This is a genomic window from Streptomyces sp. WAC06614, from assembly GCF_003949795.1.
Classification (GTDB): Bacteria; Actinomycetota; Actinomycetes; order Streptomycetales; family Streptomycetaceae; genus Streptomyces.
Map to the genome: position 1 here is coordinate 1 of NZ_RPRY01000228.1, position 11,375 is coordinate 11,375.

An 11,375-nucleotide genomic window follows, 5' to 3' on the forward strand; every position below is an offset into this window, starting at 1 on the left:
CGCCTGACCCCGGCCCGGCCGCCGCCCGACCCCTCGCCCGGCCGCCGGGGCCCGCGGCGCCGGTGGCCGGCCGACGGCCGCCGGTCAGTCCAGGGCGGCCTCGATGCCCCGGCCGGGGGTGCGCACGGCCTCCTCCACCCGGCGCATGCGCGCCGAGGTGTCGGCCAGGACATGGGCGGCGACCGGCAGGCGCTCGGCCTCGTAGGCGTCGAGCGGCACTTCACCGCTCAGCGACCGGGCCAGCGCGGCGGCGTCACCGATGCCGGTGTTCATCCCGAAGCCGCCGGCTATCGGGTGCACATGGGCCGCGTCCCCGGCGAGGAAGGCGCGGCCCTCCCGCAGCCGGTCGGCCATCCGGACGTTGACCCGCCAGGTCGACATCCACGTGGGGTCGGTCAGCCGTATGCCCGGCATCCGGGCGTGCCGGTCGAACAGCCGCTGGAAGCCCTCCAGCGTCGGCGGCAGCGCCCGCCCCCGCGCGTCCCGCTCCGGCGAGGCCTGGAGCTGGAAGGTGTCCGTGCCCGGTATCGGGCAGAGCATCATGGCGTGGCCGTCCGAGGTGAACCACTGGTGCCAGTGCGCCCGGCTCAGACCCGGTGCCCGGACGTCACCGACGACCATCGCCTGCTCGTCGTCCGTGTGCCCCTCGAAGGCGATGCCGAGCAGCTTGCGCACGGCACTGCGCCCGCCGTCGCAGCCGGCGAGATACGCCGCCCGCACCGAACGGCCGTCCCCCAGCGAGGCGGTGACCCCGTCCGCGTGCTGCGCGATGCCGTGGACCTGGGCGCCGTACTCCACGCGGACCCCGAGGTCGGCGAGCCGGGCCCGCAGGGCCTCCTCGATCTGCCACTGGCCGATCAGCATCAGCCCCTCGACGTGGGTGTCGGCGGCGTGCTCGCCGTCGAAGTACTTGCGGTAGATCCGGTCGGTGCTGCCCAGGGCGCGCAGCTCGTCGGCGATACCGAGGCCCTCGAAGACCTCCAGCGAGCCGGGCCGCAGCCCCTTGCCCCGCGACTCGCGGTGCGGGGCCTCCCGCTGGTCCAGGATCCGCACGGCCTTGCCGCGCCGGGCCAGCTCGCAGGCGAGCGTCAGGCCGGTCGGGCCGGCTCCCACGACCACCACGTCGGTGCGTACGTCGTTCATCTCGATCCCCCTGTCGGTCGGCCCGCTCCGTGATCCCCGGAGCGGCGCTGCATCCATGGAAGCGCAACCGAGGAAAAAATGCAACCCGGTCAAAAAAATTACCTGGTCAGAAAAATCTGCTAGGCTGGGTCGCATGGAGACACAGAACGCGCCCACCGCCGGCGGCCTGCGCGAGACCAAGAAGCAGCGCACCCGGGCCCATCTGCGCGCCACGGCGCTGGAGCTGTTCCTGGAGCGCGGCTTCGACGCCGTGTCGGTGGCGGACGTGGCGGCCGCCGCGGAGGTGTCCAAGCCGACGCTGTTCCGGTACTTCCCCACCAAGGAGGACCTCGTCCTCGACCGGTTCGCCGACCACCAGGACGAGGCCGCCCGCGTCGTGCGCGACCGGCCGGCCGGACAGACCCCGGTCGGCGCGCTGCACGCGCAGTACACCGCGGCGCTGGCGGAGCGGGACCCGGCCACCGGGCTGTCCGACCTGCCGGACATCGTCGCGTTCATGCGGCTGCTGTACTCCGCGGACAGCCTGCTCGGCCGGGTCGCCCGGTACGCCGAGCGCGAGGTCGAGCTGCTCACCGAGGTCCTGGAGGCCGAGTCGGTGCCGCCGCTCCTGGCCCGGCTGTCGGCCCAGCACCTGGTGACCGTCCGGCACGAGCTCGGCCGGGCCAACTGGCACCGGATGGCCGCGGGCGCGACCAGTGACGAGGCCTACCCGGAGGCGGTGGCCGACGCCGACCTCGCCTTCAGCGCCCTCGCCGACGGCCTCGACAGGGTCCTCCCGTCCCGCCCGGCCTGACCGCCCGCCACCTCTGGGTCAACGGTGGCGGCCATGGCTGCCCATCCGCGGCCGCCCTGCGCCCGGCCACCGGTCTGCGTGCACCTGTTCCCCGGCCGCCCGGCCTGACCGCCGCCTGACCGCCGCCTGACCGCCGCCCGGCCTGACAGCCGCCCGTCCCGCCCGTCCCGCCCGGCCTGACCGCCGCCCGGCGGCCCGGCCTGACCGCCGCCCGCGCCCCCACCCGCCTACCCCACCAGGATCCGCTTCAACTCCCGCGCCGCCCGCGGCGGTGCCACGTCGGTGCGGTGGGCCAGGGCGATCGTGCGGCGCAGGGGCGAGCCCGCCAGCGGGGTCGTGCGCAGGCCCTGGCCGGCGTGGTCCACCACCATGGCCGGGACCACCGCCAGGCCGAGTCCCGCCCGGACGAAGCCGAGGACCGCGTCCATCTCGCCGCCCTGCACCGTGAACGTCGGCTCGAAGCCCTCGGCCCGGCAGGCGGCCACGGTCAGTTCCCGCAGGTCGTAGCCGTGCCGGAACATCACCATCGGCTCGTCCCGCAGCGCCGCGATCGTCAGCGGCCCGCCGTCGCCCGGCGGCGGCAGCTCCGCCGAGGAGACCACGACCAGGTCCTCGGTCAACAGTTCGACCGTGGTCAGCGACGGCGCCGCCGGCGGCAGCGGCAGCGTGATCAGGGCCAGGTCCAGCGCCCCGCGCGCCAACTCCCGCACCAGGTCCAGCGAACCGCTCTCCTCGATCAGCAGCTCCACCCCCGGGTGCGCCGTGTGGAAGGCCCGCAGCACGTCCGGCAGCAGGCCGGTGCACACGCTCGGCGTGGCCCCCAGCCGGATCCGGCCCCGCCGCAGCTGCGCCAGCTCCTGGACCTCCAGCCGCGCGGTGTCCGCATCGGCCAGGATCCGCCGCGCCAGCGGTAGCAGCGCTTCGCCGGCGTCGGTCAGCGTGATGTTCCCCCGGGCGCGGCTGAACAGCTCCGCCCCCAGCTCCCGCTCCAACGCCTTGATCTGCTGGGACAGCGACGGCTGGGCGACATGCACCCGTTCCGCCGCCCGGGTGAAGTGCCTGGTCTCGGCGACGGCCACGAAATAGACGAGCTGCTGGAACTGCATGCTCCCAGCATCCTCCCAGGCCGGAGCCCTGCATAGCCCCCGGCTATCAATATCAGCTCCAGCATGTCTTGGACCTTTCGGGACGTTCGTCCGTAGCGTCACAGGCATGGCTCTGGCAACGCGGACGGACCGACGGCCGTCCTTCACGCGCACGCTCTGGGACTCCACCGTCGGCAAGAAGACCGTGATGGCGGTCTCCGGGCTGATCATGCTCGCGTACCTCGTCGTGCACATGCTCGGCAACCTGAAGGTCTTCTTCGGGCCGGAGCAGTTCAACGGCTACGCCCTCTGGCTGCGCCACATGGGCGAACCGTTCCTGCACAGCCACTGGGGCCTGTGGATCGCCCGTGTCGTGCTGCTCGCCTCGGTCGTCGCCCACGCCGTCTCCGCGTACCAGCTCAGCCGCCGCGACATCAAGGCGCGGCCCGTCAGGTACGCGCACAAGCGCCGCCGGGCCAGCTACGCCACCCGCACCATGCGCTGGGGCGGGATCATCGTCGGGCTGTTCATCGTCTGGCACATCCTCGACCTGACGACGCTCACCGTGAACGAGCGCGCCTGGGAGGGCCACCCGTACCAGAACCTCCTCGCGACCTTCTCCACCTGGTACGGCAACACGATCTACATCGTCGCGATGACCGCCGTCGGCCTGCACGTCCGCCACGGCTTCTGGAGCGCCGCCCAGACCCTCGGCGCCGGCAACGCCCGCCGCGACAAGGCCCTGAAGTTCCTGGCCGACGCCCTCGCACTGGTCCTGTTCGCGGGCTTCGTATCCGTCCCCGTCGGCGTCATGACCGGAGTGGTGAGCTGACCATGAGCACGACCGTGCACCCGTACACCGACTTCTCCACCGGCGAGCCCCTCGCCGACACCAAGGCCCCGGCCGGCCCGATCGCCGAACGCTGGGACCGCCGCCGCTTCGAGGCGAAGCTGGTCAACCCGGCCAACCGCCGCAAGCACACCGTGATCGTCGTCGGCACCGGCCTGGCGGGCGGTGCCGCCGGCGCGACTCTCGCCGAGCAGGGCTACCACGTGGTCCAGTTCTGCTACAGCGACTCCCCGCGCCGCGCCCACTCCATCGCCGCCCAGGGCGGCATCAACGCCGCCAAGAACTACCGCAACGACGGTGATTCCATCCACCGTCTCTTCTACGACACCGTCAAGGGCGGCGACTTCCGCGCCCGCGAGTCCAACGTCCACCGCCTCGCGCAGATCTCCGTCGAGATCATCGACCAGTGCGTGGCCCAGGGCGTGCCCTTCGCCCGCGAGTACGGCGGCCTCCTCGACACCCGTTCCTTCGGCGGTGTCCAGGTCTCCCGGACCTTCTACGCCCGCGGCCAGACCGGCCAGCAGCTCCTGCTCGGCGCCTACCAGGCGCTGTCACGGCAGATCGCCGCCGGCAACGTCGAGATGCACGCCCGCACCGAGATGCTCGACCTGATCGTCGTCGACGGCCGGGCCCGCGGCATCGTCGCCCGTGACCTGATCACCGGCGAGATCTCCCCCTACTTCGCGGACGCCGTCGTCCTCGCCTCCGGCGGCTACGGCAACGTCTTCTACCTGTCCACCAACGCCATGAACTCCAACGCGACCGCCGTCTGGCGCGCCCACCGGCGCGGCGCGTACTTCGGCAACCCCTGCTTCACCCAGATCCACCCCACCTGCATCCCGCGCACCGGCGACCACCAGTCCAAGCTGACCCTGATGAGCGAGTCGCTGCGCAACGACGGCCGGATCTGGGTCCCCAAGGCCAAGGGCGACACCCGCCCGCCGGCCGAGATCCCCGAGGACGAGCGCGACTACTACCTGGAGCGGATCTACCCCTCCTTCGGCAACCTCGTCCCGCGCGACATCGCCTCCCGCGCCGCCAAGAACGTCTGCGACGAGGGCCGCGGCGTCGGCCCCGGCGGCCAGGGCGTCTACCTCGACTTCGCCGACGCCGTCCGCCGCATGGGCAAGGACAAGGTGGCCGAGAAGTACGGCAACCTCTTCGACATGTACGAGCGGATCACCGCGGAGAACCCGTACGAGGTCCCCATGCGGATCTACCCCGCCGTGCACTACACGATGGGCGGCCTCTGGGTCGACTACGACCTCCAGACCACCGTCCCCGGCCTGTTCGCCGTCGGCGAGGCCAACTTCTCCGACCACGGCGCCAACCGCCTCGGCGCCTCCGCCCTCATGCAGGGCCTCGCCGACGGCTACTTCGTCCTGCCGTCCACCATCAACGACTACCTCGCCCGCAACCCGCACGCCGCGCCCGTCGACGACACCCACCCCGAGGCCGTGTCCGTCCTGCGCGAGACCCGCGAGCGCATCGAACGGCTCCTCTCCGTCGACGGCGACCGCACCCCGGACTCCTTCCACCGCGAGATCGGTGAACTGATGTGGGAGTACTGCGGCATGGCCCGCACCGACGCCGGCCTGCGCAAGGCACTCGCCCGGATCCCCGAGATCCGCGCCGAGTTCTGGCGCCGCATCAAGGTCCCCGGCACCGGCGCCGAGCTCAACCAGTCGCTGGAGAAGGCCAACCGGATCGTCGACTACCTCGAACTCGCCGAGCTGATGTGCCTCGACGCCCTCCACCGCGAGGAGTCCTGCGGCGGCCACTTCCGCGAGGAGTCCCAGACCCCCGACGGCGAGGCGGCCCGCCGCGACGAGGACTTCTCCTACGCCGCCGCCTGGGAGTTCACCGGCACCGGCACCGCCCCCGTCCTGCACAAGGAAGACCTGGTCTTCGAGTACGTCCACCCCACCCAGCGGAGCTACGCATGAAGCTCACCCTGCGCGTCTGGCGCCAGCGCACCGCCGACGCCCCCGGCGCCATGGTCACCTACGAGGTCGACGGCATCTCGAAGGACATGTCCTTCCTGGAGATGCTCGACACCCTCAACGAGGACCTCATCCTGCGCGGCGAGGAGCCCGTGGCCTTCGACCACGACTGCCGCGAGGGCATCTGCGGCGCGTGCAGCCTCGTCATCAACGGCGACGCGCACGGGCCGGAGCGCACCACCACCTGCCAGCTGCACATGAGGTCCTTCGCCGACGGCGACACCATCGACGTCGAGCCCTGGCGGGCCGCCGCCTTCCCCGTGGTCAAGGACCTCGTCGTGGACCGCGGCGCCTTCGACCGGATCATCCAGGCCGGCGGCTACGTCACCGCCCCGACCGGCTCCGCACCCGAGGCGCACGCCACCGCCGTGCCCAAGGCCGACGCCGACCACGCCTTCGAGCACGCCGAGTGCATAGGCTGCGGCGCCTGCGTGGCGGCCTGCCCCAACGGCTCGGCGATGCTGTTCACCTCCGCCAAGGTCAACCACCTGAACGTCCTGCCGCAGGGCGCGCCCGAACGCGAGACCCGCGTGCTGGACATGGTCGCCCAGATGGACGCCGAAGGCTTCGGCGGCTGCACCCTGACGGGGGAGTGCGCCACGGCCTGCCCCAAGGGCATCCCGCTGCCGTCGATCGCCGCCATGAACAGGGAATGGCTGCGCGCCACCCGCAAGGTCAAGCGCTGATCCGATCGGCTGACCGGGACCGGCGTACGCCGTGCCGCGGCCCGGCGGGCCCGGGGGCGTGGGCGACAGTGGGCCCATGCCCCATGGACCCGCCGGCCCCGGACCACGGCGCCGTACCGTGCTCGCCGCCCTCGCCCCGCTGGCGCTGGCCGCCGGATGCGGCACGGACGACGGGACCGCCCCGGCCCCGGGCCCGCCGGCCGGCGCCAAGGACGCCCTGATCATGGTGATGCGGCACGCGGAGAAGCCGTACGCGGGGGACACCGGCGTCGACGGCGAGGGCGAGGACGACCCCGGCTCGCTGGCCCTGCGCGGCTGGCGCCGGGCCGAGGCCCTGCCCCTGCTGTTCGGGCCGAGCCGGGGCGCCACCCTGCCCCGCCCGGCCACCATCCTCGCCGCCGCCGGGGCCGCCCGCGCCCGGCAGACCGTCTCCTTCCTGGCGACCGCCCTGGGCCTGCCGGTCCACGCCGACCTCGCCCCCGGCAAGGAGGCCGACCTCGCCCGCGCCGCCCTGGCCGCCCCGAGCCCCGTGCTCGTCTGCTGGGAGCACCAGGGCATCCCCCGGCTGCTGCGTGCCCTGGGCACCGACACCGTCCTCGGGGTCCCGGCCGGCTGGCCCGACCGGTACGACCTGGTGTGGAGCTTCACCCGCAGCCAGGGCCACTGGTCCTTCCGCGAGCTCCCGCAACGACTCCTGCCCGGCGACGCCTGACCGGACCACCCGGCCATCCGGCCGCCTGACCGGGCCGCCCGGCCGCCCTGCCGCAGGGCTGCCGGGCCTCAGGCCAGGTGCCGGGCCAGGTACGGCGCCGTACGGCTGTCCGCCGCGCGGGCCACATCCGCCGGGCGGCCCGCGGCGACGACCCGGCCGCCCTCCGCGCCGCCGCCCGGACCCAGGTCCACCACCCAGTCGGCGCCCGCCACGACGTCCATGTCGTGCTCGACCACGACCACCGTGTGCCCGCCGTCCACCAGCCCGTGCAACTGCCGCAGCAGCACCTCCACATCGGCCGGGTGCAACCCCGTCGTCGGCTCGTCCAGCAGGTACAGCGTGTGGTCCCCGCGCAGCCGTTGCAGCTCCGTCGCCAGCTTGATCCGCTGCGCCTCGCCGCCCGACAGCTCCGTCGCCGGCTGGCCCAGCCGCAGATAGCCCAGGCCGACCCCGTCCAGCGCGCGCAGGCTGCGGGCGGCGGCGGGGACGTCCGCGAAGAACTCCACGGCCGACTCCACCGTGAGCGAGAGCACCTCGGCGATGTCCAGCCCCGCGTACCGCACCTGGAGCGTCTCGGCGTTGTAGCGCGCGCCCCCGCACGCCGGGCACGGCGCGTACGTGCTCGGCAGGAACAGCAGCTCCACCGAGACGAAGCCCTCGCCCGTGCAGGTCTCGCAGCGCCCACCGGGCACGTTGAAGGAGAACCGGCCCGCCTTCCAGCCCCGTGCCCGCGCCTCGGGCGCCTGGGTGAACAGCCGCCGCACCACGTCGAACAGCCCCGTGTACGTGGCCAGGTTGGACCGGGGCGTGCGCCCGATCGGCTTCTGGTCCACCTCGACCAGCCGCCGTACCGGGAAGCCCGCCGTACCGATCCGCTCGGTCACCTCCCCGGCCAGGGCCCGCCCCACCAAAGTGGACTTCCCCGAACCCGACACCCCCGTCACCGCCGTGAACACCCCGAGCGGGAACTCCGCGTCCACGCCCCGCAGGTTGTTGAGCTCCACGCCCGTCAGCCGCACCGTCCCGGTCGGCGTCCGTGACGGCCGGGGCGCACGCGCCGGGCGGGCGTAGAGGTACCGGGCGGTGGCCGACTCCACGAGCCCCGCCAGCTCCCGCGGCGGGCCGCTGTGCAGCACCCGTCCGCCGTGCTCCCCGGCCAGCGGACCCACGTCCACCAGCCAGTCCGCGTGCCGCACCACGTCGAGGTGGTGCTCCACCACGCACACCGTGTTGCCCGCCGCCTTCAGCCGGTCCAGGACCCCGAGCAGGGCCTCGGTGTCGGCCGGGTGCAGCCCCGCCGACGGCTCGTCCAGCACGTACACCACCCCGAACAGCCCCGACCGCAACTGCGTCGCCAGCCGCAGCCGTTGCAGCTCGCCCGCCGACAGCGACGGCGCGCTCCGGTCCAGGCTCAGATAGCCCAGGCCCAGCTCGGTCACCGGCCCGATCCGGGCCCGTAGGTCGGCGACGAGCACCCGGGCCGCCTCGTCCGCCGACGCCCGCGCCGCCCCGGCCAGTACGGCGTCCAGCTCGGTCAGCGGCAGCGCCGCCAGCTCCGCGACGCTCCGCCCGGCGAAGGTCACCGCCAGCGCCTCGGGCCGCAGCCGGCGGCCCGCGCAGGTCGGGCACGGCGCATCGGTGAGGAACTTCTCCGCACGGGCCCGCAGGGTCGCGCTCCTGCTGTCGGCGAAGGTCCGCATCACATAGCGGTGGGCGCTCATGTACGTGCCCTGGTACGGCCGTTGGATCCGGTCGGCCTCGCGCACCGGGTGCACGGTGACCACCGGCTGCTCCTCGGTGAACAGGATCCACTCGCGCTCCGCGGCCGGCAGCTCCCGCCAGGGCCGGTCCACGTCGTGGCCCAGCGCGTCCAGGATGTCGCGCAGGTTCTTGCCCTGCCAGGCGCCCGGCCAGGCTGCGATCGCCCCTTGACGGATCGACAGGTCCGGGTCGGGCACCAGCAGTTCCTCGCTGGTGCGGTGGATCCGGCCCAGGCCCTGGCAGGTCGGGCAGGCACCGGCCGCCGTGTTGGGGGAGAAGGCGTCCGAGTCCAGCCGGGCCGCGCCCGGCGGGTAGTCCCCGGCGCGCGAGAAGAGCATCCGCAGCGAGTTGGACAGCGTCGTGACCGTCCCGACCGAGGAGCGGGAACCGGGCGCGGAGCGCCGCTGCTCCAGCGAGACGGCCGGCGGCAGACCGCTGACCGCGTCGACCTTCGGCGCGCCGATCTGGTGGATGAGGCGGCGCGCGTACGGCGCCACCGACTCGAAGTAGCGCCGCTGCGCCTCGGCGTACAGCGTGCCGAAGGCGAGGCTGCTCTTGCCGGAGCCGGACACCCCGGTGAACACGGTCAGCGCGTCACGCGGGATGTCCACGTCGACGCCGCGGAGGTTGTGCTCGCGGGCGCCCCGGACGCGGATGAAGGAGTCGGTGGGCTGGTGCATTCGTCCCAGTTTAGGGGTTCTGGTGGGCGGGCAGGCCCGCCAGCCGGGCGAGCCGGGTGAACGAGTCCAGCAGGGCGGTGCGGTCGTACGTCGAGGTCGTCACGAGCAGTTCGTCCGCCTCCACGGTCCGGCCCACCCGGGCCAGTTCCCCGGCCACCTGCTCCTCGGTGCCGTGGACGTGCCCGGCGAGCGCCGCCTCGTACCGCTCCCGCTCCTTCGGGCTCATGGCGATCCGCTCCACCTCCTCGGCCGGCAGCAGCGGCGGGAAGCTGCCGTGGGTCCGGGAGTACGCCAGCGACCACGCCTCCGGGACCAGGATCCGCCGGGCCTCCGCCTCGGTGGCGGCCACCGCCACCGTGCCCGCGAGCACCACGTAGGGCTCCGGCTGCCGGGCCGAGGGGCGGAAGTCCTTGCGGTAGCCCTCGACGATCCCGGCGACCCTGGCCCGGGCGCGCAGATCGCCCACCACCAGCGGCAGTCCGGCCCGGGCGGCGATGCCCGCGCCCTCCCCGGTGGCCAGGACGAACGCCGGCACGCGCAGCCCCTCGGCCGGCCGGGCGTGCACCTGGGGATGGTCCTTCTGGGTGCCGTCGAACCAGCCCAGCAGCTGCGCGAGCTGCTGCTCGAAGCGGTCGGCGTCGCCGGTGTCCCGGCCCAGGGCCCTGCGGATGCCGCCGGTGAAGCCGACCGAGCGGCCCAGGCCCATGTCGATCCGGCCCGGGAACAGCGCCTCCAGCACGCCGAACTGCTCGGCGACCACCAGAGGCTGGTGGTTGGGCAGCATCACACCGCCGGTGCCGACCCGGATCCGCGAGGTGGCCGCGGCGACGGCGGCGGCCAGCACGGTGGGGGCGGAACCGGCGACCCCGGGCACGCTGTGGTGCTCGGAGACCCAGAAGCGGTGGTAGCCGAGGCGCTCGGCGGCGCGGGCCAGCTCCACGGTGTCCCGCAGGGCCTGGGCGGGGTCGTGGCCCTGCCGGGTCCGGGAGCGGTCGAGGACGGACAGTCGAGGTATCACGACGGGTTCAACGCGTGGGCGCCCGGCTGATTCCCCCACCTAGGCTGGTCCGCATGAGTGACCGAGGCAACCGGCGGCCCCTGGCCGTCTTCGACATCGACAACACCCTCTCCGACACCGCGCACCGCCAGCACTTCCTGGAGCGCCGGCCGCGGGACTGGGACGGCTTCTTCGGCGCGGCCCCGCAGGACCCGCCGCTGGCGCGCGGAGTGGCCCTGGCGCTGGAGAGCGCGGCCGCGTGCGAGGTGGTGTACCTGACCGGGCGGCCGGAGCGGTGCCGGGCGGACACCCTGGAGTGGCTGGAGCGGCACGGGTTGCCCGTGGGGCGGGTATGGATGCGCGGCGACCGGGACCGGCGCCCGGCCCGTACGACGAAGGTGGAGGTGCTCCAGAAGCTCGCCGGGAGCCGTGAGGTGCGGGTGCTCGTGGACGACGACGAGCTGGTGTGCCGGGCCGCCCGCGCGGCGGGCTTTCGCGTGGTGCACGCGGACTGGGCCGCCGAGGCGCCGGAACTGGAGGCCGCCCAGGAGCAGGAGGGCCGCACCTGAACCCTGTCCCGGACGGGCCCGGCCCCGCCCGCGCGGGCGGCGCGGCACACCAGCTCGTCGTCGTCCACGAGCACCCGCACCTCACGGCTCCCGGCG

The 11,375-nt window shown here is 73.9% G+C and carries 10 protein-coding genes; 6 read left to right on the forward strand and 4 right to left on the reverse strand.

The window, feature by feature from the left end; translation table 11 throughout:
* Nucleotides 1-84 precede the first annotated feature (84 nt).
* Nucleotides 85-1,278 carry an FAD-dependent oxidoreductase gene (locus tag EF918_RS25225; RefSeq protein ID WP_312847860.1) on the reverse strand — a complete coding sequence of 398 codons (1,194 nt, stop codon included), beginning with the start codon at nucleotides 1,276-1,278 and terminating at the stop codon, nucleotides 85-87.
* Here EF918_RS25225 and EF918_RS25230 point away from each other — a divergent pair.
* Nucleotides 1,277-1,936: a TetR/AcrR family transcriptional regulator gene (locus tag EF918_RS25230; protein ID WP_125650796.1), complete on the forward strand. Its 660-nt coding sequence runs from the start codon at nucleotides 1,277-1,279 to the stop codon at nucleotides 1,934-1,936. The genes EF918_RS25225 and EF918_RS25230 overlap by 2 nt on opposite strands.
* Before the next feature lie 227 nt (nucleotides 1,937-2,163).
* On the opposite strand, the gene EF918_RS25235 is transcribed toward EF918_RS25230, so the two are convergent.
* Nucleotides 2,164-3,042, reverse strand: a complete 879-nt coding sequence (locus EF918_RS25235) for a LysR family transcriptional regulator (RefSeq protein WP_125650798.1) — start codon at nucleotides 3,040-3,042, stop codon at nucleotides 2,164-2,166.
* Between the two features lie 106 nt (nucleotides 3,043-3,148).
* On the opposite strand from EF918_RS25235, the gene EF918_RS25240 reads away from it, so the two are divergent.
* From EF918_RS25240 to EF918_RS25255, 4 genes are all read left to right on the forward strand, one after another.
* Complete coding sequence (locus EF918_RS25240; protein WP_125650800.1) at nucleotides 3,149-3,853, forward strand: succinate dehydrogenase cytochrome b subunit; 705 nt, start codon at nucleotides 3,149-3,151, stop codon at nucleotides 3,851-3,853.
* A 14-nt stretch (nucleotides 3,854-3,867) separates the two neighbouring features.
* On the forward strand, nucleotides 3,868-5,817 hold the full coding sequence (locus EF918_RS25245; RefSeq protein WP_125650811.1) for a fumarate reductase/succinate dehydrogenase flavoprotein subunit: 1,950 nt from the start codon (nucleotides 3,868-3,870) through the stop codon (nucleotides 5,815-5,817).
* A complete protein-coding gene (locus EF918_RS25250) occupies nucleotides 5,814-6,560 on the forward strand; it encodes a succinate dehydrogenase/fumarate reductase iron-sulfur subunit (RefSeq protein ID WP_125650802.1) in 747 nt (248 codons plus the stop codon). Before EF918_RS25245 ends, EF918_RS25250 begins: the two co-directional genes overlap by 4 nt.
* 76 nt (nucleotides 6,561-6,636) lie before the next feature.
* A complete protein-coding gene (locus EF918_RS25255; protein WP_260610648.1) occupies nucleotides 6,637-7,272 on the forward strand; it encodes a hypothetical protein in 636 nt (211 codons plus the stop codon).
* A 68-nt stretch (nucleotides 7,273-7,340) separates the two neighbouring features.
* On the opposite strand, the gene EF918_RS25260 is transcribed toward EF918_RS25255, so the two are convergent.
* Together EF918_RS25260 and EF918_RS25265 are read right to left on the reverse strand one after the other, a co-directional pair.
* A complete protein-coding gene (locus EF918_RS25260) occupies nucleotides 7,341-9,713 on the reverse strand; it encodes an excinuclease ABC subunit UvrA (protein ID WP_125650804.1) in 2,373 nt (790 codons plus the stop codon).
* 10 nt (nucleotides 9,714-9,723) lie between these two features.
* Nucleotides 9,724-10,731 carry an MsnO8 family LLM class oxidoreductase gene (locus tag EF918_RS25265; protein ID WP_125650806.1) on the reverse strand — a complete coding sequence of 336 codons (1,008 nt, stop codon included), beginning with the start codon at nucleotides 10,729-10,731 and terminating at the stop codon, nucleotides 9,724-9,726.
* Nucleotides 10,732-10,784: 53 nt separating this feature from the next.
* On the opposite strand from EF918_RS25265, the gene EF918_RS25270 reads away from it, so the two are divergent.
* The gene (locus EF918_RS25270) at nucleotides 10,785-11,279 is read left to right on the forward strand and encodes a hypothetical protein (protein WP_125650809.1); all 495 of its coding nucleotides are present in this window, start codon (nucleotides 10,785-10,787) and stop codon (nucleotides 11,277-11,279) included.
* Nucleotides 11,280-11,375 lie beyond the last annotated feature (96 nt).